General features: G+C 53.0%; 15 protein-coding genes and 2 pseudogenes. 9 read left to right on the forward strand and 8 right to left on the reverse strand.

Going from position 1 to position 19802, the window contains the following annotated elements; genetic code table 11:
* Entirely contained in the window at positions 1–1551 is a 1551-nt protein-coding gene (gene dnaA, locus RSJ68_00005; protein WNU97192.1) for a chromosomal replication initiator protein DnaA, read from the forward strand.
* Between the two features lie 148 nt (positions 1552–1699).
* The gene (gene dnaN, locus RSJ68_00010; protein WNU97193.1) at positions 1700–2803 is read left to right on the forward strand and encodes a DNA polymerase III subunit beta; all 1104 of its coding nucleotides are present in this window, start codon (positions 1700–1702) and stop codon (positions 2801–2803) included.
* 65 nt (positions 2804–2868) lie between these two features.
* Here dnaN and yjgA read toward each other — a convergent pair whose 3' ends face one another.
* Positions 2869–3402 carry a ribosome biogenesis factor YjgA gene (gene yjgA, locus RSJ68_00015; protein WNU97194.1) on the reverse strand — a complete coding sequence of 178 codons (534 nt, stop codon included), beginning with the start codon at positions 3400–3402 and terminating at the stop codon, positions 2869–2871.
* Between the two features lie 97 nt (positions 3403–3499).
* Positions 3500–3628: pseudogene (locus tag RSJ68_00020) on the reverse strand (IS5/IS1182 family transposase).
* A gap of 52 nt (positions 3629–3680) precedes the next feature.
* Here RSJ68_00020 and pmbA point away from each other — a divergent pair.
* The 4 genes from pmbA to RSJ68_00040 all read left to right on the forward strand — a co-directional run bounded on the left by pmbA (position 3681) and on the right by RSJ68_00040 (position 8101).
* The gene (pmbA, locus tag RSJ68_00025; GenBank protein WNU97195.1) at positions 3681–5012 is read left to right on the forward strand and encodes a metalloprotease PmbA; all 1332 of its coding nucleotides are present in this window, start codon (positions 3681–3683) and stop codon (positions 5010–5012) included.
* 86 nt (positions 5013–5098) lie between these two features.
* A complete protein-coding gene (locus RSJ68_00030; protein WNU97196.1) occupies positions 5099–6280 on the forward strand; it encodes a glycosyltransferase in 1182 nt (393 codons plus the stop codon).
* Between the two features lie 124 nt (positions 6281–6404).
* Complete coding sequence (gene dusA / locus RSJ68_00035; protein ID WNU97197.1) at positions 6405–7409, forward strand: tRNA dihydrouridine(20/20a) synthase DusA; 1005 nt, start codon at positions 6405–6407, stop codon at positions 7407–7409.
* Between the two features lie 83 nt (positions 7410–7492).
* The gene (locus tag RSJ68_00040; protein ID WNU97198.1) at positions 7493–8101 is read left to right on the forward strand and encodes a tyrosine-protein phosphatase; all 609 of its coding nucleotides are present in this window, start codon (positions 7493–7495) and stop codon (positions 8099–8101) included.
* A 306-nt stretch (positions 8102–8407) separates the two neighbouring features.
* Here the strand turns inward: RSJ68_00040 and cysE are convergent, their stop codons facing one another.
* A complete protein-coding gene (gene cysE, locus RSJ68_00045; GenBank protein WNU97199.1) occupies positions 8408–9226 on the reverse strand; it encodes a serine O-acetyltransferase in 819 nt (272 codons plus the stop codon).
* A gap of 331 nt (positions 9227–9557) precedes the next feature.
* Between cysE and grpE the strand changes: the two genes are divergently transcribed.
* From grpE to RSJ68_00060, 3 genes are all read left to right on the forward strand, one after another.
* On the forward strand, positions 9558–10130 hold the full coding sequence (gene grpE / locus RSJ68_00050; GenBank protein ID WNU97200.1) for a nucleotide exchange factor GrpE: 573 nt from the start codon (positions 9558–9560) through the stop codon (positions 10128–10130).
* Between the two features lie 303 nt (positions 10131–10433).
* Positions 10434–12365 (forward strand): molecular chaperone DnaK, encoded by a 1932-nt coding sequence (gene dnaK / locus RSJ68_00055; GenBank protein WNU97201.1) that lies wholly within the window; start codon positions 10434–10436, stop codon positions 12363–12365.
* A gap of 178 nt (positions 12366–12543) precedes the next feature.
* A complete protein-coding gene (locus RSJ68_00060; GenBank protein WNU97202.1) occupies positions 12544–14076 on the forward strand; it encodes a helicase HerA-like domain-containing protein in 1533 nt (510 codons plus the stop codon).
* A gap of 403 nt (positions 14077–14479) precedes the next feature.
* Here the strand turns inward: RSJ68_00060 and RSJ68_00065 are convergent, their stop codons facing one another.
* The 5 genes and pseudogenes from RSJ68_00065 to RSJ68_00085 form a co-directional block, all read right to left on the reverse strand.
* Positions 14480–15172: a DUF4145 domain-containing protein gene (locus tag RSJ68_00065; GenBank protein WNU97203.1), complete on the reverse strand. Its 693-nt coding sequence runs from the start codon at positions 15170–15172 to the stop codon at positions 14480–14482.
* A gap of 82 nt (positions 15173–15254) precedes the next feature.
* Positions 15255–15365: pseudogene (locus tag RSJ68_00070) on the reverse strand (IS5/IS1182 family transposase).
* 173 nt (positions 15366–15538) lie between these two features.
* Positions 15539–17575 carry a M3 family metallopeptidase gene (locus tag RSJ68_00075; protein ID WNU97204.1) on the reverse strand — a complete coding sequence of 679 codons (2037 nt, stop codon included), beginning with the start codon at positions 17573–17575 and terminating at the stop codon, positions 15539–15541.
* 356 nt (positions 17576–17931) lie between these two features.
* Positions 17932–18798 carry a hypothetical protein gene (locus tag RSJ68_00080; protein ID WNU97205.1) on the reverse strand — a complete coding sequence of 289 codons (867 nt, stop codon included), beginning with the start codon at positions 18796–18798 and terminating at the stop codon, positions 17932–17934.
* A gap of 32 nt (positions 18799–18830) precedes the next feature.
* Complete coding sequence (locus RSJ68_00085) at positions 18831–19682, reverse strand: mechanosensitive ion channel family protein (GenBank protein ID WNU97206.1); 852 nt, start codon at positions 19680–19682, stop codon at positions 18831–18833.
* Between the last annotated feature and the right edge of the window lie 120 nt (positions 19683–19802).

Consider the following 19802-nt stretch of genomic DNA (forward strand, 5'->3'; position numbering starts at 1 on the left):
ATGACGCTAGCAGAATTTTGGCCGCAGTGCCTCCGCCGACTTCACGATATTTTGCCTGCCGGGCAGTTCGCGCAATGGATTGCGCCCTTGACCGTGGGCGAGGAAAACGGCGTGTGGGTGGTTTACGGTAAAAACCAGTTTGCCTGCAATATGCTCAAAAGCCAGTTTGCCGCCAAAATTGAAGTGGTGCGTGCGGAATTGGCTCCGCAACAGGCGGCTTTTGCGTTTAAGACGGGCGCGGGGCAGCATTATGAAATGTCGGAAAATGCGGGGGTAGTTGCGCCTGAACAAGCCGCGTTGACGGAAGAAATGCCGAAAGCGGACGCGCAAGAATCTTTTTCGGACGGGACGTCGTCTGAAAACTTAGACAGACCCTCCGTTGCGAAAACAGCGGCGGACATTTTGGCGCAGCGCATGAAAAACCTGCCGCACGAAAACAAGCAGCCTGCCGCCGCGCCCGCAGAATCCAAAGCCGTTGCCAAAGCCAAAACGGAAGCGCAACGCGATGCGGAAGAAGCGCGTTACGAACAGACCAATCTGTCGCGCGACTACACATTCGATACCTTGGTAGAAGGTAAGGGCAACCGCCTTGCCGCCGCCGCCGCCCAAGCCATTGCGGAGAACCCGGGGCAAGGCTACAACCCGTTTTTCCTGTACGGCAGCACGGGTTTGGGTAAAACCCACTTGGTGCAGGCCATCGGCAACGAACTGCTGAAAAACCGTCCTGATGCCAAAGTGCGCTATATGCATTCAGACGACTATATCCGCAGCTTTATGAAGGCAGTGCGCAACAATACTTATGATGTATTCAAGCAGCAATACAAACAATACGACCTGCTGATTATCGACGACATCCAGTTTATCAAAGGCAAAGACCGCACGATGGAAGAATTCTTCTATCTGTACAACCATTTCCATAACGAGAAAAAACAGCTCATCCTCACTTGCGACGTGTTGCCTGCCAAAATCGAAGGCATGGACGACCGTCTCAAATCGCGTTTCTCATGGGGTTTGACTTTGGAACTCGAGCCGCCCGAGTTGGAAATGCGTGTGGCGATTTTGCAGAAAAAGGCAGAAGCGGCAGGCATCAGCATTGAAGACGAAGCCGCATTGTTTGTCGCCAACCTGATTCGTTCCAACGTGCGCGAACTGGAAGGCGCGTTCAACCGCGTCAGCGCAAGCAGTCGTTTTATGAACCGCCCCGTTATCGACATGGATTTGGCGCGCACGGCTTTGCAGGACATCATCGCCGAAAAACACAAAATCATTACCGCTGACACCATTATCGATGCGACTGCCAAATATTACCGCATTAAAATCAGCGATATACTCGGCAAAAAGCGCACGCGCAATATTGCCCGTCCGCGTCAAGTCGCCATGAGCCTGACCAAAGAACTGACCACCCTCAGCCTGCCGTCCATCGGCGACGCGTTCGGCGGACGCGACCACACGACCGTTATGCACGGCGTGAAAGCCGTAGCAAAACTGCGCGAAGAAGATCCCGAGTTGGCGCAAGATTACGAAAAACTCCTGATTCTGATTCAAAACTGAGTCAGAACCGGCTTTCAGACGACCCCTCTCTTAAAAGGTCGTCTGAAAGCGCAAATACACATTGATTTTAACGGCGGCGCATTATCCATCCCGCACGCCGAACCCGATTCAAAAACACCCGAAATAACCGATTCAAAAGGAATTGACCATGCTGATTTTACAAGCCGACCGCGACAGTCTGCTCAAGCCGCTGCAAGCCGTTACCGGTATCGTCGAACGCCGCCATACCCTGCCCATCCTCTCCAACGTCCTGCTCGAAAGCAAAGACGGTCAAACCAAACTCCTGGCGACCGACTTGGAAATCCAAATCAACACGGCCGGTCCGGAAAGTCAGGCAGGCGACTTCCGCATCACCACCAACGCCAAAAAATTCCAAGACATCCTGCGCGCCTTGCCCGACAGCGCCATCGTTTCGCTCGACTGGGCGGACAACCGCCTGACCCTGCGTGCAGGCAAATCGCGCTTCGCCCTGCAAACCCTGCCTGCCGAAGATTTCCCGCTGATGAGCGTCGGCGAAGACATCAGTGCAGCGTTCTCCCTGTCGCAGGAGACTTTCAAAACCATGCTTTCACAAGTCCAATACAGCATGGCAGTGCAAGACATCCGCTACTATCTCAACGGCTTGCTGATGCAGGTTGAAGGCAACCAACTGCGCCTCGTCGCCACCGACGGCCACCGCCTTGCCTACGCCGCCAGCCAAATCGAAGCCGAATTGCCAAAAACCGAAGTCATCCTGCCGCGCAAAACCGTTTTGGAACTCTTCAAACTGCTGAACAACCCGTCCGAACCTATCAGCGTCGAACTGCTCAACAACCAAGTGCGCTTCCAATGCAACGGTACGACCATCGTCAGCAAAGTCATTGACGGCAAATTCCCCGATTTCAACCGCGTTATTCCGCTGGACAACGACAAAATCTTCCTCGTTTCACGCACCCAACTTTTGGGCGCGCTTGAACGTGCCGCCATTCTTGCCAACGAAAAATTCCGCGGCGCGCGCCTGTTCCTGCAACCCGGCCTCTTGAGCGTCGTGTGCAGCAACAACGAGCAGGAAGAAGCCCGCGAAGAACTCGAAATCGCCTACCAAGGCGGCGAACTCGAAGTCGGCTTTAACATCGGCTATCTGATGGATGTATTGCGCAACATCCATTCCGACGATATGCAGCTCGCCTTCGGCGATGCCAACCGCTCGACCTTGTTTACTGTGCCGAACAATCCGAACTTCAAATACATCGTTATGCCGATGCGCATCTGATGCAGCGGTTGTTTTGAAATGAATAAAAAGGTCGTCTGAAGTTGGTTTTCAGACGACCTTTTTATTTATTCTTCCCAATCCCGCGTTTCTTCCAAATCATCGCTCTGACTGCCTTCCATGACGGATTTGATTTCTTGGAAGAGTGCGCGGAAGTTTTTCGGCGGTTTGTTTTGTTCCTGCTCTTTTTTCGTGTTGCGGATTAAGGTGCGCAATTTGCCTGCGTCGGCATGGGGGAAGTCCGCCATGAATTGGGTGATTGCGTTGTCGTCCGCCAAGAGGCGCGTGCGGGCTTGTTCGACGCGTTGTAAGAAGGCGTTGTGGGCGGTATTTTCGCCGCGCAGTTTGGCGAGGAAGGCTTCGATGGGCGCGGGGTCGGTGTCGCGCATGAGCCTGCCGATGAATTGGCTTTGGCGTTTGAGCGCGCCGTTGGACGTGATTTTTTTGTAGGTAACGACGGCTTCGTACAAGTCTTCGTCCAAGCCGATTTTTTTCAGCGTATCGGTCGAGAGTTTGGTCAACTCCATGCCCAAAGCCTGCAAATCGTTCATCTGCTTTTTCATTTGGGTTTTGCTGACCCATTCGTCTTCGTTTTCAAACATTTTGATAAACCTTTAATTTTGTTTCGGGTATTTTAGCACGTTCGGGCAGGTTTCACGTCAACGCCCTGTTGAAACGGCGTTTTCAGACGATCTTTTATAGTGGATTAAATTTAAACCAGTACGGCGTTGCCTCGCCTTGCCGTACTATCTGTACTGTCTGCGGCTTCGTCGCCTTGTCCTGATTTAAATTTAATCCACTATATCTTCTGCGGCGGTATTTTTGCCGAGGTCGTCTGAAAACGGTTAAAATGCCGCAAACCTCTGTCAGGAAACCTTTTATGCTGTTCAACCACACCGCCTCCGAGCTGACCGGCTTATGCGGGCATGCCTTGGATTTGGCAAAAAACATGGGCGCGGCGGCTGCCGAAGCCGACTTTAGCGAATCCATCGGACAAAGCGTCAGCGTACGGCTGGGCGAAATCGAACAAATCGAGTTCCAGCAGGATAAATCGCTGGATATTACCGTGTACGTCGGCAAACGCAAAGGTCGCGCCAGCACCGCCGACTTCTCCGAAAAAGCCCTGCAAGACACCGTCAAAGCCGCTATTGACATCGCCCGCTATACCGCCGAAGACGATTGCGCAGGTCTGGCAGATGCTTCGCTTATGGCGCAACACGTCGGCGACCTCGACCGTTATCACGAATGGGATTTAAGCACGGAAGCCGCCATTGAGTTGGCAAAACAATGTGAACAAGCCGCCCTGAGCGCGGATGAACGCATCGAAAACTCCGAAGGCGCAGGCGTTCAGACCGGACATTACCAATACGTTTACGGCAACACCCACGGCTTCACCGCCCACCAACAAGGCACGCGCCACAGCATTTCGTGCAGCATCGTCGCCGCCGACGAAAACGGCATGCAGCGCGACTACTGGTACGACGCTGCCTGCCGCCATCAAGACATGGACAGCCCCGAGCAAATCGGCAAAACCGCCGCCGAGCGTACCTTACGTCGTCTGAACAGCCGCAGCATCCCGACAGGCAGCTATCCCGTCCTCTTCGATACCACCGTCGCAGGCGGCCTTATCGGACACCTCGTCGGCGCACTCAGCGGCGGCGCGCTCTACCGCCAAAGCAGCTTCCTGATCGACAGCATAGGCAGAAAAGTCCTGCCCGATTTCCTCAGCCTGCGCGAAGAACCGCACATCACCCGCGCCTTCGGCAGTACCTATTTCGACTCCGAAGGCGTCGCCACGCGGCCGCGTTTCGTCATCCGCGACGGCATTGTCGAAGGCTATTTCCTCGGCAGTTACAGCGCGAGAAAGCTCGGTATGCAGACCACGGGCAACGCCGGCGGCGCGCACAACCTTTATTTGAACCATACGCACGAAACGCAGTCCGACCTGCTGAAAGAAATGGGCACGGGATTGTTGGTTACCGAACTGATGGGGCAGGGTGTGAACACCATCACGGGCGACTACTCGCGCGGCGCGGCAGGGTTTTGGGTGGAAAACGGCGTCATCAGCCACCCCGTCCAAGAAATCACCATCGCCGGCCGCTTGCAGGATATGTACCTCGGCATCGTCGGCACTGCCAACGACGCGCTGCGCCGCTCTTCCAACAAAATCGGTTCGGTGCTGATCGAGAGCATGACCGTGGCGGGGGAGTAGGTTTTACCCGGTTATTAAAAAGGTCGTCTGAAAACGGCGAATGTTTTTTCAGACGACCTCAGATTGATTATTACGAAAGTTTTTTCATGCACGTTGCCGTTATTCCTTCTTGGTATCCCAAAACTGAAACCGATGTGGACGGAATCTTTTTCCGTCTTCAAGCACAAGCCTTGCAGCGAAAAGGTTTGAAAGTCGGGGTGATTGCGCCGATGTTCCGTTATTTGCGCGTCCATACCAAATCTATTTTTACCGGTCCGTACGGCATCCGGAAACACAATCAGGGCGGGTTGAATACCTACGCTTACGACAGTATGTATTTTTTCCCCCGTTTTCCTGTTATTGATTTGGACCGCATCCGCTGGGTGCGCGCGGGGATGAAGGCATTTGCGCGGTATGTGCGTGAAAACGGCCGCCCCGATATTGTTCATGCACACTCCATGAACTACGCGGGCATCCTCGCTTACGAAATTTATAAGACTTACGGTATTCCCTACGTCATTACCGAACACAGCAGCACCATTACCCGCAACCTCATACGGCCTCACCAATGGCCGATCATGCGCCTCGCTGCCGAACATAGTGCCGCGCGTTTTGCCGTCAGCCGCGATTTCAGCCGCCTGCTGAAGGAAAAATACGGTTTGGAATGGGAATACCTGCCCAACGTACTGGGCGACAATTTCGCACGGGATTTCACGTTTCCCGATAAAGGAAACCAAGACTACACCTTCTGTACCGTTTCGCATCTGCGCCATCTGAAAGGGCATGACCTCCTGCTGCCGGCCTTTGCGAAAGCATTGGAAAAATATCCTTTCCTCAAATTGAAAATCGGCGGGGACGGCGTGGAAGCCGCCAATTTGCGCCGTTTGGCACAAGAGTTGGGCATTACGCATGCCGTCAGCTTCCTCGGCGCGCTCACTACGGACGAAGTATTGGATTTGATGCGCCAAAGCGACGCTTTCGTCCTTGCCAGCCGCACGGAAACCTTCGGGGTCGTGTTTATTGAAGCGTTGTCTCAGGGCTTGCCCGTCATCGCCACCATGTGCGGCGGTCCGCAATCCATCGTTACACCCGAGAACGGTATTTTGGTGCTGACCGAAAATATCCCCGCGCTTACCGGTGCATTGATTGAAATGTATGAAAATCGCGAACGCTTCGATCATGAAAAACTGCGTCGAGATTGTTTGGCGGAGTTTAGCGAGGAGGTTATCGCTTCAAGCTTAATCCGAACATTTGAACAAATCGTCGGAGAAAAGCAAAAGCAGCCTTAAGCTTTGCTATAAAGCCAATCTGACGCATCGGTTTTCCGCCGTCCCGCCATCCGTTTAATCCGTTTCCTTTTCAGACGACCTTCAAGAACAAAGGTCGTCTGAAACACTGTTTACACACTACATAATGTCTCAAACCAACCTCCCGTCCCGCCGCCTTTCCGTCGCCCCCATGCTCGACTGGACAGACCGCCACTACCGCTACCTCGCCCGCCAGATTACCCGCAACACATGGCTTTACAGCGAAATGGTCAATTCCGGCGCCATCGTTTATGGCGACAAAGACCGCTTTTTGATGTTCAACGAAGGCGAGCAGCCCGTCGCCCTGCAACTGGGCGGCAGCCACCCGTCCGATTTGGCGAAAGCGGCCAAAGCCGCAGAAGAATACGGCTACAACGAGGTCAACCTCAACTGCGGCTGCCCCAGCCCGCGCGTACAGAAAGGCTCGTTCGGCGCGTGTCTGATGAACGAAGTCATGCTGGTTGCCGACTGCCTCAACGCCATGCAGGACGCGGTCGGCATCCCCGTTACCGTCAAACACCGCATCGGCGTCGACAGGCAGACCGAATACCAAACCGTCGCCGATTTCGTCGGCACGCTGCGCGACAAAACCGCCTGCAAAACCTTCATCGTCCATGCCCGCAACGCATGGCTGGACGGACTCTCCCCCAAAGAAAACCGCGACGTTCCGCCGTTGAAATACGATTACGTTTACCGCTTGAAAAAAGAGTTTCCCGATCTGGAAATCATCATCAACGGCGGCATCACCACCAACGAAGCAATCGCCGGACACCTGCAACACGTTGACGGCGTAATGGTCGGACGCGAGGCGTATCACAACCCGATGGTCATGCACGAATGGGACAGGCTGTTTTACGGCGATACCCGCAGCCCGATTGAATACGCCGATTTGGTGCAGCGCCTCTACACATACAGCCAAACCCAAATCCAAGCCGGGCGCGGCACAATCTTGCGCCACATCGTCCGCCACAGCCTCGGGCTGATGCACGGTCTGAAAAACGCCCGCACCTGGCGGCGTATGCTTTCCGACGCGACGCTGTTGAAAGACAACGACGGCAGCCTGATTCTCGACGCGTGGAAAGAGGTCGAGCGGGCGAACGTATGGGAATAAAGCGGTTTTCTCAAACATCAAACACGTCGTCTGAAAACAGATTCCTTTTTCAGACGACCTTTTTACCTTTTGAATCCATCCCTATGATGAAACGAACCATACCGATTATCTTCTCAGCCTTCCTGCTTGCCGCCTGCCAAGCCTCGTCCACTCAAGAAACACGAACCATGAATACCCGACTTTGGGCAGTATCCGTCAAGCAAGATGCCAACCTTTACCGTATCGACGACAAACTCTACCGCAGCGAACAGCCCGTCCCCGAGGACGGCGAAACCATTTCACAGCAGGGTATCAAAAGCGTCGTCAATCTGCGCTTTTTCGACCGCAATGACGACGACTATCTCAAGCAATACGGCATCAACATCATCAACCGCCCGCTGCTGTCGTGGAACGTCAAACCTAAAGACATCGCCGAAATCCTGTACCTGATTGAAAAACAGCAACAAAACGGCGCAGTCCTCATCCATTGCTACCACGGTGCGGACAGGACGGGGCTGATTGCCGGAATGTACCGCATCCTTTACCAAGGCTGGCAGATTGAAGAGGCAAAAGCCGAAATGCAGCACGGTCCCTACGGTTATCACAGCATTTGGAAAAATATCGCTAACCTATTTACCGAAGCAAAAGTACAGGAAGTCAAAAACCATTTGGAACGCTTGCGCAGCAACGAGCGCAATGCAGTATCGGGGTAATAACGCTGACTTATAAATCCAATCCTGACTTTGGCTGCCAAGCTGATTTTTAGAGACAACATACTGATTGGTGCATTATTCCCGCTCAGGCAGAGATCCATCGGAAATCTTCAGAAGCAGGTATTTGAAAAAAACGGTTGCCGAAATTCAAAATCAGATTCAGTTCCATGAGAAAGGGTGGTTAATGGCGGGTGACGTATTCCAGATAAGTGTGGCGGCCGTATAGAAAAAGGTCGTCTGAAAACCTTATACATCAGGTTTTCAGACGACCTTTTCGTATCTGCGGTCTTAATCGGGCGATTCAGTTCAAATCACAAAATCCATCGCCGTTCCCTGCAAGCTCTGGTCCATGTCCGCCGACGGGGTTTTGACCGAACGCCCCACCGGTTTGGCAGGCACGCCGACGACGGTGATTGACGACGGTACGTCCGCAACGACCACGCTGCCTGCGCCGATTTTGGAATTGTCGCCGATGCGGATGTTGCCCAATATCGAAGCGTTCGCGCCGATCATCACGCCGTCGCCGATTTTCGGATGGCGGTCGCCGCTTTCCTTGCCCGAGCCGCCGAGCGTTACGCCGTGCAGGATGGAAATATTGTTGCCCAACACGGCAGTTTCGCCGGCGACGAAACCGGTGGCGTGGTCGAGCATCAGCCCATGACCGAAACGGGCGGCGGGGTGAATATCGACGCCGAACACTTCCGACATACGGTTTTGCAGGAAATACGCCAGCGTTTTGCGGCCGTTTTGATAGAGCCAGTGGTTGATGCGGTGCGCCTGAATGGCATGGAAGCCTTTGAAGTATAAAAGCGGCAGCGAATATTCGTCGCACGCGGGGTCGCGTTCGTAAATGGCTTTCAAATCGGCTTCGACGCAGTTGCTGATGCGCGCGTCGCTGCCCAATGCCTGCTGGTAGATTTCAAACAGGGCGCGCACGTCCATAATCGGGCTGCCGAGTTTGCTGGAAAGGTGGTAGGCGAGGACAGAATCGAGCGAGTCGTGGCGCAATACGGTTTGGTGCAAAAAGCTCGCCAGCATCGGTTCGGCTGCGGCTGCGGCTGCGGTTTCTTCGCGGATGGTGTGCCAGAGGTTGAAATCGGTTGTGTTCAGGTGGTCTTTTTTCATGGCTGAGGTCGTCTGAAAACAGGATGGTATCGGCGTATCTTACCTTTTATCAACGATTTGCGATAGCGCATCTCGGAATATGTTTATTACATCGGCTTTATAGTGGATTAAATTTAAATCAGGACAAGGCGACGAAGCCGAAGACAGTACAGATAGTACGGAACCGATTCACTTGGTGCTTCAGCACCTTAGAGAATCGTTCTCTTTGAGCTAAGGCGAGGCAACGCCGTACTGGTTTAAAGTTAATCCACTATATATGCTTGAAGTTTTTTCAGACGACCTTATATAAAGCTGCATTGAATACCAACCTCTATTTAAAAGGATGTCCGACATGACGGAGCATAACGAACCGCAACAAACCGAAACTGAAATCGAAACAGCGGCAGAAGTGGAAACCGCCGAAGCCGTCGAAACCGAGCAAACCGAAACACAACCGGAAGCGCCGACTTACGAAGAATTGCAGGCGCGTATCGCCGAGTTGGAAGGACAGTTGAAAGACAGCGAGCTGCGCGGTTTGGCGAACGAGCAAAACCTGCGCCGCCGCCATCAGCAGGAAATTGCTGATACGCACAAATTCGCCGGACAAAAATTCGCCGCCGAAATGCTGCCGGTCAAAGACTATCTCGAAATGGCATTGCTCGACCAAAGCGGCAATTTCGACGCACTGAAAATGGGCGTGCAGATGACGTTGAACGAATTGCAAAAAGCGTTCGACACCACGCATATCAAAGAAATCAACCCGCAACCCGGCGACAAACTCGACCCGCACCAACATCAGGCGATGCAGGCGGTCGTCAGCGAGCAAGAGCCGAACACCATCGTCAGCGTCATGAAAAAAGGCTACACCCTCTCCGACCGTGTACTGCGCCCTGCGATGGTTATCGTAGCGAAAAAAGAAGCCTGAAGGCACCGCTTGATGAAGTTTATCAAGCATAAAATTTTCAGACGACCCTTCCCTGTCCCTCAGTCTTCAATCCCGCTTTTGGAAAATCATTCCGATGATGCCCAATCGGAAAACAAAGACAAGGTCGTCTGAGAAACAAAATACCGTCCTGTGGATAAATAGTTTAGCTTGTTGAATTTTATATAAAAAAAATTTCAACAAAACCCTTGAAAAAATATCGGGCAACCTTATTTACAGGTCAACGGAACAAAATGTTCCACACAATTATTAATTTAGAAAAATCTTTTTAGGAGCAACATCAATATGGCAAAAGTAATCGGTATCGACTTAGGTACAACCAACTCTTGTGTATCCATCTCTGAAAACGGTCAAACCAAAGTTATTGAAAACGCAGAAGGCGCACGCACTACGCCGTCTGTCGTCGCTTATCTGGACGGCGGCGAAGTCCTCGTCGGCGCACCTGCCAAACGCCAAGCCGTAACCAACGCTAAAAACACCATCTACGCTGTAAAACGTTTGATCGGTCATAAATTTGAAGACAAAGAAGTCCAACGCGACATCGAATCTATGCCTTTCGAAATCATCAAAGCCAACAACGGCGACGCATGGGTGAAAGCGCAAGGCAAAGAGCTGTCTCCGCCGCAAGTTTCCGCAGAAGTCCTGCGTAAAATGAAAGAAGCCGCCGAATCTTACTTGGGCGAAAAAGTAACCGAAGCCGTGATTACCGTTCCGGCCTACTTCAACGACAGCCAACGTCAAGCTACCAAAGACGCGGGGCGCATCGCCGGTTTGGACGTAAAACGCATCATCAACGAGCCGACCGCAGCCGCTTTGGCATTCGGTATGGACAAAGGCGACAACAAAGATCGCAAAGTAGCCGTATATGACTTGGGCGGCGGTACCTTCGATATTTCCATCATCGAAATCGCCAACCTCGACGGCGACAAACAATTTGAAGTATTGGCAACCAACGGCGACACCTTCCTGGGCGGCGAAGACTTCGACCAACGCCTCATCGACCACATCATCGCCGAGTTCAAAAAAGAACAAGGCATTGATTTGAAACAAGATGTGATGGCATTGCAACGTCTGAAAGAAGCTGCCGAAAAAGCCAAAATCGAATTGTCCAGCGGTCAGCAAACCGAAATCAACCTGCCGTACATCACCATGGACGCAACCGGTCCGAAACACTTGGCAATGAAAATTACCCGTGCCAAATTCGAAAGCCTGGTTGAAGACCTGATTGCCCGCTCTATCGAGCCTTGCCGCACCGCATTGAAAGATGCCGGCTTGAGCACCAGCGACATTGACGACGTGATTTTGGTCGGCGGTCAGTCCCGTATGCCGAAAGTACAAGAAGCCGTTAAAGACTTCTTCGGCAAAGAACCGCGCAAAGACGTCAACCCTGACGAAGCCGTTGCCGTAGGTGCAGCGATTCAAGGCGAAGTATTGAGCGGCGGCCGCAGCGACGTATTGCTGCTGGACGTAACCCCTCTGTCCTTGGGTATCGAAACTATGGGCGGCGTGATGACCAAGCTGATTCAGAAGAACACCACCATCCCGACCAAAGCGTCGCAAGTGTTCTCTACCGCCGAAGACAACCAAAGCGCAGTAACCATCCATGTACTGCAAGGCGAACGTGAACGCGCCTCCGCTAACAAATCTTTGGGTCAGTTCAACTTGGGCGACATCGCACCCGCACCGCGCGGCATGCCGCAAATCGAAGTAACCTTCGACATTGATGCCAACGGTATCCTGCACGTTTCCGCCAAAGACAAAGGCACAGGCAAAGCCGCCAACATCACCATCCAAGGTTCTTCAGGCTTGAGCGAAGAAGAAATCGAACGCATGGTGAAAGATGCCGAAGCCAATGCCGAGGAAGATAAAAAACTGACTGAATTGGTCGCTTCCCGCAATCAAGCCGAAGCCCTGATTCACTCCGTGAAAAAATCTTTGGCGGACTACGGCGACAAACTCGACGCAACCGAGAAAGAAAAAATCGAAGCCGCGCTGAAAGAAGCCGAAGAAGCCGTGAAAGGCGACGACAAAGCCGCCATCGATGCCAAAGCTGAAGCGCTGGGCACAGCCAGCCAAAAACTGGGCGAAATGGTTTACGCACAAGCGCAAGCCGAAGCCCAAGCGGGCGAAAGCGCACAAGCCGAACCGTCTTCTGCAAAGAAAGACGATGACGTCGTAGATGCCGACTTTGAAGAAGTAAAAGACGACAAGAAATAATTGAGGTCGTCTGAAAAAAAAGCGCGAATCGCAAGGTTCGCGCTTTTTGTTTGAATTATTCATAGTAAAAGGTCGTCTGAAAACTTTTCAGACGACCTTCTGCCTATCTGTTGCCCTGTGTGTGGAAACATAAGAAAATAGCCTTATTTTTCAAACCATCCAATCAAAGGAAACCTTTATGACGACATTCCCCATAGCGCGCGCGGGCGATAAGACACTTGAAATCCAAGGCAAAATGGCGAACCGCCACGGCTTGATCGCCGGTGCGACCGGTACGGGTAAAACCGTGACCCTGCGCCGTATGGCGGAGGCCTTCAGCAGCGAGGGCGTTCCCGTATTTTTGGTTGACGTCAAAGGCGATTTGTCGGGCATCGCGCAAGCGGGTGCCGCCAGCGGCAAGGTGGGCGAACGCATTGCCGAGTTTGGCTTGGGCGAGCAATGGCTGCAAAGTTTCCCCGTGCGCTTTTGGGATGTTTACGGCGAAACCGGCATTCCGGTGCGCGTAACTGTTTCGGAAATGGGCCCGCTGCTGCTGGCGCGTTTGATGAATTTGAACGACACGCAGGAAGGCTTGTTGAACCTTGTGTTCAAAGTCGCCGACGACAAAGGCTGGCACATTCTGGATTTGAAAGACTTGCGCAGCATGCTGAAACACGTTTCCGACCATGCTTCGGAATACCGCACGCAATACGGCAACGTCTCCGCCGCCAGTATCGGCGCGATTCAGCGTCAGCTTTTGACGCTGGAGAACGAAGGTGCGGAAAAATTCTTCGGCGAGCCGTCGCTCAACCTGCAAGATTGGATGCAGACCGACAACGGCAAAGGCGTCATCAACGTCCTCAATTCGGAAAAACTGATGCGCTCGCCGCGTATGTACAGCGCGTTTTTGCTGTGGATGTTGGCGGAGTTGTTTGAAACCCTGCCCGAAGTCGGCGATTTGGACAAACCGAAATTCGTGATGTTCTTCGACGAAGCGCATTTGATGTTCGACAACGCCGCCAATGCGCTGGTGGAACAGGTCGAGCAAGTCGTGCGCCTGATCCGTTCCAAAGGCGTGGGCGTGTATTTCGTGACCCAAAACCCGCTCGATTTGCCCGATACCATCCTCGGACAGCTCGGCAACCGCGTGCAACACGCCCTGCGCGCCTTCACGCCGCGCGACCAAAAAGCGGTTAAAGCCGCTGCCGAAACCTTCCGCAGCAATCCGAATATCAAAGTTGCCGAAGCGATTGCCGAACTGGGCGTCGGCGAAGCGCTCGTTTCCTTCCTCGACGAAAAAGGCATGCCTGAGCCGGTAGAGCGCGCGCTCGTCCTGCCGCCGCAATCCGCCTTGACCCCGCTTGCCGCCGAAGAGCGCAACCGTTTGTTCCAAAACGATGATTTGTATCCGACCTATAAAGACATGGTGGACAATTATTCCGCGTTTGAAGCCTTAGCCGAAGCCGACAGTCAGGTTGAGGCGGAGAAAGAGGCGGCAGCAGCGGCAAAAGGGCAGGAAAAAGCGCAAAAAGCCGCTGAAAAAGAAGCCGCCAATGCCGACCCCGGCATACTCGGCGGACTGCTCGGCGGTTTGAGCGGCGGTCGTAAAAAGTCAGGGCAGGGTTTGGGCTACAACGTCGCCGACGCCATCGGCAGCCAAATCAACCGCCAAGTGACCAATGCCATCTCCCGCAGCGTGATGGGCATTATTAAAAATATGTTTAAGAAATAAGGTGTAAAAAGAAGGCAGAGGTCGTCTGAAAGCCTGACAATCGGTTTTCAGACGACCTTTTATATTAAATTCAAAAAATATAACGTCATTCCCGCGCAGGCGGGAATCTAGACTTGTCTGCATAGGAACTTATCGGGTAAAACAGTTTCTTTAACTTTACGTTCTGGATTCCCGCCTGCGCGGGAATGACGATTCAGGTATTTCTATATTGAATCCGCTATATTTTTACCTCAACTTACCATCAAACCGCGTTGTCGAAGCCGCTGTGGCGCAGCAGTCTGTGTAGGTCTGACTCTCGAATCAGACAGTTTAAGATGTTTGGAATCCTCGTAAAAAAGGTCGTCTGAAATTTTCAGACGACCTCTAATATTTTTGAAAATTGAAATGAAAAAACTACCTGCCGTTACTTTTGAGTAGGTGAGGAGGGAGGATTTTGTACCTGATTTTGCAAGTTTCTTTTGTCTTGCGCTTCTGCGGCGGTTCTTGCATTTTCGGGCATCAGCTGATAAAGCTCGTCTAGTTCTTTCGGTTCGGTAATGGCTTTCTTCACAATGAAATTGATTAGGTCGAACATTTTTGCGGCAACCTTGTCGAAATCCTCATCCACAATTTGGCCAGGATGTACGGCATTATTGCCGGTAATCCGCAAAGTATCGGCAACTTTGACAACCTGTCCTGATAATACTTCTTTTTTGACCAGCGACCTGATGTCGGTATTGATGTTTTTTCCTTCTTCTCCCAAATGAATACATAATTTTTGCAAGCCTAAACGCAGTAATGCCGCCGCTCCTCGAGGGGATTTGATGAAAATTCGGGCGGCTTCTTCGTAATCTTTTTTGACATCCTCGGGCATATCTTCAGCAGGAAGAGGGGCAGAGCCAAAATCTGGATAGAGCATTTCACCTTTTCTTCGGAGTTCCAAACCTGTCAAGTTCGTTTCGGTTACTCGCCAAAAACTATATTGTTCACAATGAGCACAAATGGCTTTGTAATAAACATCGGGTTCGTAACTTACCCATTGCATATGCGCAAATGCCCCGCAATACGGGCAATTAAAAGCGTCTTTATAAAAATAAGGTGCTGCGTATGTTGTCATTTCTGACATCTCCCTATCAGTATTTATTGATTTCGATAAAGGTCGTCTGAAAACTTTTCAGACGACCTTTTATAGTAAATTTCAAATATAGTGGATTAAATTTAAACCAGTACGGCGTTGCCTCGCCTTGCCGTACTATCTGTACTGTCTGCGGCTTCGTCGCCTTGTCCTGATTTAAAGTTAATCCACTATAAAAAACATCTTCGCCGTCATTCCCGCGCAGGCGGGAATCCAGACCTGTCCGCACAGGAACTTATCGGGTAAAACGGTTTCTTCAACTTTACGTTCTGGATTCCCGCCTGCGCGGGAATGACGATTCAGGTATTTCTATATTGAATCCGCCATATTTTTACCTCAACCTTACTCTCAAGCCGCGTTGTCGAATCCGCTGTGGCGCAGCAGTGCGTCTATACTCGGTTCGCGTCCGCGGAAGGCTTTGAAGGATTCTGCCGCGCTGCGGGAGCCGCCGACGGCGAGGATTTCCTGCCAGAAGCGTTTGCCTGTGGCGGCGACGTCGCCGCTTTCTTCAAAGGCGGCGTAGGCGTCGGCGCTGAGGACTTCCGCCCATGCGTAGCTGTAATAGCCTGCGGAATAGCCGCCGGCGAAGATGTGGCCGAAGCTGTTGGCGAAGCGGTTGTATTCGGGCGGTTGGATGACGGCGACTTCTTTGCGCACGCTGTCTAAAACCTGTTGCCAGTTTTTCAGACGGCCTTCGTCGTCTTCGCTGTAAATGGTCATGTCGAAGAGGGCGAACTCCATTTGGCGGACGAGGAACATGCCGCGTTGGAAGTTTTTGGCGGCGAGCATTTTGTCGAAGAGTTCTTTCGGCAGGGGCTCGCCGGTTTCTTCGTGGGCGGACATTTGTGCCAAGACGTCGTATTCCCAGACGAAGTTTTCCATAAACTGGCTGGGCAGCTCGACTGCGTCCCACTCGACGCCGTTGATGCCGGATACGCCCAGTTCGTCCACTTGGGTGAGCAGGTGGTGCAGGCCGTGGCCGGTTTCGTGGAAGAGGGTGAGGATTTCGTCATGGCTCAAGCGGGCTTCTTTGCCGCCGACGGGCGGGGTGAAGTTGCAGACGAGGTAGGCGGTGGGCAGTTGCAGCGTGCCGTCGGCGAAGCGGCGGCGGCCTTTGTAGTCGTTCATCCACGCGCCGCCGCGTTTGCCTTCGCGGGCGTAGAGGTCCATATAGACGCCGCCTATGGTTTTGCCGTTTTGCTCCAGCTCGAAGTAGCGCACGTCTTTGTGCCAGACGGGAACGGTTTTTTCGGCGAACCCGATGCCGTAGAGTTTTTTGATTTGGGCGAACAGGCCTGCCAAAACTTTGCTGACGGGGAAGTATTTTTTGACTTCGGTTTCGCTGAATGCGTATTTGGCTTCGCGCAGTTTTTCGCTGGCGTAGCTCAAGTCCCACGGCTGCGGGTCGGCGAGGTTCAGGCGTTCGCGGGCGAAGGCTTTGACTTCGGCGAGGTCTTTTTCGGCGTAGGGTTTGGCGCGGCGGGCGAGGTCGTGCAGGAAGGTGAGGACTTGTTCGGGTGTATCCGCCATTTTGGTTGCCAATGATAGCTCGGCGTAGTTTTTGAAGCCGAGCAATTTGGCGGTTTGCAGGGCGTTTTCGAGCGTGCGGTCGATGTTGGCGGTATTGTCGAATTTGCTGTCGTCTGAAAGTTCGCTGGCGCGGGTCACGTAGGCGCGGTAGATTTGTTTGCGCAGATCGCGGTTGTCGGCGTATTGGATGACGGCGAGGTAGTGCGGAATCTGCAAACCGATTTTGTAGCCTGTTTTGCCTTCGCTTTGCGCGGCGGCGGCAAACATGGCGAGCGAGTCTTCGGGAATGCCGGCAAGCGGTGCGGCGTCGTCGAAGTAGAGGGCGAAGGCGTCGGTCGCGTCTAGGACGTTTTGCGAGAATTTGGCGGAGAGTTGCGCGCCTTCGGTTTGCAGTTTCGCCAGTTCTGCCTGCTGTTCGGGCGGCAATTCCGCGCCGCTGAGGACGAAATCGCGCAGGTCGTGGTTGAGCTTGGTTTTTTGTGCGGGGGAGAGGGTGGCGAATTCAGGGGAATTTTTGATCACTTTGAAGCGGTTGTACAGCTCGATGTCTTGTCCGATTTCGGTGAAGAAGATGGTGATTTCGGGCATCAGTTCGTTATAGACGGCGCGCAGTTCGGGCGTGTCAACCACAGAGTTGAGGTGCGACACGACGCCCCAAATTCTGCCGACGCGTTCGGTGATGTCGGTCAGACGCTCGACGGTGTTCGCCCAGTCGGTGTGCGTTTGGGCTTTGACTTCGGCAATCTGCGCGCGCGCTTCGGCGATGGCGGTTTGCAGGGCGGGTTTGATGTCGGCGGTTTGGATGGCGTCGAAACGGGGTTCTTCGCCCAAATGGAGCAGTACGTTGTCGGTCATGGATGGGATTCCTTTGTGTGGGTGGCGGGTTCGGACGGAGGTCGTCTGAAAAGGGCTTGCGGAGACAAACATGGCGGATTTAAATAAAAATCCTGTACCGTCATTCCCGCGCAGGCGGGAATCCAGAAGGCTGAAGTTACTGAAAACTTCCAACAGCCTGTCATTTTAATGTCTGGATTCCTGCATGCGCGAGAATGACGGCGGGTGTCTGGGTTTTAGGTTTGCCGTTCGGGCGAACCGATTGTGTTTTCAGACGACCTGTTTGGATTCGGGGTCGTCTGAAAACGACGGGACAAACGATAGGGGAGATATAGTGCCATCGCGTCAGGCTTAAAGCGTCTTTCCCTGTTTTTACGCTATTCTGCGCCGCGCGGGTTGGATTTGAGCGGGGCGGCGAGGTCGAGGCTCATTGGTGTGCCCGCAGGGGCGAAAACGGCTTGTGCGATATTGGTTTGCAGCGAATCGGCAAACGTGCCGCGGTAGATTTTCGCGCCTTGGTGGGTCAGGTTGGATTGGACATCGACGTAAACTTCGCCGCCGATTTGCTGCCACAGGCGGCAGAACGTGTAGTCTTCGGAAAGGTAGCGTTTGCTTTCGGGATCGACCATGCAGTCGAAGAAGCGGTAGTGCAGCCCTTTGTCTTCGCGCTTGTAGTCGCTGTCGGAGATGTAGTTCAGCTCGGGGTAGGCTGCCATCATTTTTTCGAACACGCTGCGTTTGATGACCATGAATCCGGTCGGCGCGTCATCGACTTTCATAAAGCCTTCTTCATCGACGCGCAGGACGATTTCGCCGTTTTCGTTTTTATCGCCTGTGTTGACGGTGTAGGCGGTGTACATCCGCTCGAAATCCGCTTGGGTTGTGCCGGCGGGAACGCCTTCGTCCGGCCAGTTTTCCCGTTTCAACGGATAAATGCCGGCGACGACGTCTTTATCCGCCAGCAGCAGGCGGTAGAACGCTTCGGCGGAAAAACCGATGTCGGAGTCTATCCAGAAGAGGTGCGTCCATTCTTGGTTTTCCAAGAAGGTCGCCACGCAATTATTGCGCGCGCGGGTAATCAGGCTCTCGCCGCGCTGCATCATCACTTGCAGCGGCCAGCCGTTTTGCGCGCTGGTGTGGACGATATTGAGCAGCGAAAGGACGTAATTGTGGAAATATTTCCCGTCGTGGCTGGGGGTCATGATGACGGGGTACATTTGCGTAAGGGCGGATTCGGGCAACATAGTATTTTCCTGATTATTAATAGATTATGGGGTTAAGCTTGAGGGTTTAGCAGGCGGTATTGTACGCGTAAAAACTCATCCAACACCGCCTGCTGGATTTCTAAACGCTTCGCTACGGGCGAGGCATAGCGCACGATGATAAGGTACACCTTGTCGTCATGCGGCACGCGGGTTACGCGCGGCTGGGCGGCAGGGGTGATGAACAGCTTCTCCGCCTGCACGTTTTCCAAATGCCGCTGGATGGCGGGTACATAAGGTTGGCACAAAGGCTCCAATACGGCTTTCAGACGACCTACAATCACATCCGAATCCAAATGAATCGGCACGGGAATTTCCACCGTATGAATCACATAATCGCCCAAGATATTGTCGCGGCGGACGGAGTGGTTCAAAAGCAGGCTGTTGGGAAACGACAGCGTTTTACCCGAAAGCTGCCCGACCAGCGGATTCGGACCGATCTGCATCATCAACGTGTTCAAAAGATTAATATCGACCACGCGCCCGCGCAGGCCGTTGACCTCGATATAGTCGCCGATCGAATATTGTTTCGTTACCGAGCGCAAGATGCTGCCCGACAAACACATAATCAGTTCCTTCGTCGCCACCACAATCGCCGCCGCTACGGCAAACATCGACAGCGCCAGCGTCTGGATTTGTGTCGCCCAAATTATCGCCAGCCCGAAAATGGTCAAAATCAGCGTCAGATTGCGGCTGAGTACCAAGGAGCGGCGTTTTTCCTCGATGCTGTAATGCGGGTGGCGGCGCAGATACAGGTTCAGCAAAACGCCCCGCAAAACCAGCAGCGCCATGACCATCAGCACCGATTCCACCACTTCCTCGCGTACTGGCAGAGTATGCAGCCATTGCCGTACTGTGTCCCACATAGTGTAAAAATCCTATATTTATCTTGATATTGTTTTCAGACGACCTATACACATCATCGGCACGGACTGCCGGGCCGCCTAAGAAATGACATTATAAATGATAACGAATGGGGAGGTCGT

Origin of the sequence: Neisseria sp. DTU_2020_1000833_1_SI_GRL_NUU_006 (assembly GCA_032388755.1) — a bacterium.
Taxonomy (GTDB): domain Bacteria; phylum Pseudomonadota; class Gammaproteobacteria; order Burkholderiales; family Neisseriaceae; genus Neisseria; species Neisseria sicca_C.

Excerpts from the sequence above, each read along its gene's own strand:
- dnaA (WNU97192.1), top strand. The coding sequence starts at position 1 with ATGACGCTAGCAGAATTTTGGCCGCAGTGCCTCCGCCGACTTCACGAT.
- dnaN (WNU97193.1), top strand. The coding sequence starts at position 1,700 with ATGCTGATTTTACAAGCCGACCGCGACAGTCTGCTCAAGCCGCTGCAA.
- yjgA (WNU97194.1), bottom strand. The coding sequence starts at position 3,402 with ATGTTTGAAAACGAAGACGAATGGGTCAGCAAAACCCAAATGAAAAAG.
- pmbA (WNU97195.1), top strand. The coding sequence starts at position 3,681 with ATGCTGTTCAACCACACCGCCTCCGAGCTGACCGGCTTATGCGGGCAT.
- RSJ68_00030 (WNU97196.1), top strand. The coding sequence starts at position 5,099 with ATGCACGTTGCCGTTATTCCTTCTTGGTATCCCAAAACTGAAACCGAT.
- dusA (WNU97197.1), top strand. The coding sequence starts at position 6,405 with ATGTCTCAAACCAACCTCCCGTCCCGCCGCCTTTCCGTCGCCCCCATG.
- RSJ68_00040 (WNU97198.1), top strand. The coding sequence starts at position 7,493 with ATGATGAAACGAACCATACCGATTATCTTCTCAGCCTTCCTGCTTGCC.
- cysE (WNU97199.1), bottom strand. The coding sequence starts at position 9,226 with ATGAAAAAAGACCACCTGAACACAACCGATTTCAACCTCTGGCACACC.
- grpE (WNU97200.1), top strand. The coding sequence starts at position 9,558 with ATGACGGAGCATAACGAACCGCAACAAACCGAAACTGAAATCGAAACA.
- dnaK (WNU97201.1), top strand. The coding sequence starts at position 10,434 with ATGGCAAAAGTAATCGGTATCGACTTAGGTACAACCAACTCTTGTGTA.
- RSJ68_00060 (WNU97202.1), top strand. The coding sequence starts at position 12,544 with ATGACGACATTCCCCATAGCGCGCGCGGGCGATAAGACACTTGAAATC.
- RSJ68_00065 (WNU97203.1), bottom strand. The coding sequence starts at position 15,172 with ATGACAACATACGCAGCACCTTATTTTTATAAAGACGCTTTTAATTGC.
- RSJ68_00075 (WNU97204.1), bottom strand. The coding sequence starts at position 17,575 with ATGACCGACAACGTACTGCTCCATTTGGGCGAAGAACCCCGTTTCGAC.
- RSJ68_00080 (WNU97205.1), bottom strand. The coding sequence starts at position 18,798 with ATGTTGCCCGAATCCGCCCTTACGCAAATGTACCCCGTCATCATGACC.
- RSJ68_00085 (WNU97206.1), bottom strand. The coding sequence starts at position 19,682 with ATGTGGGACACAGTACGGCAATGGCTGCATACTCTGCCAGTACGCGAG.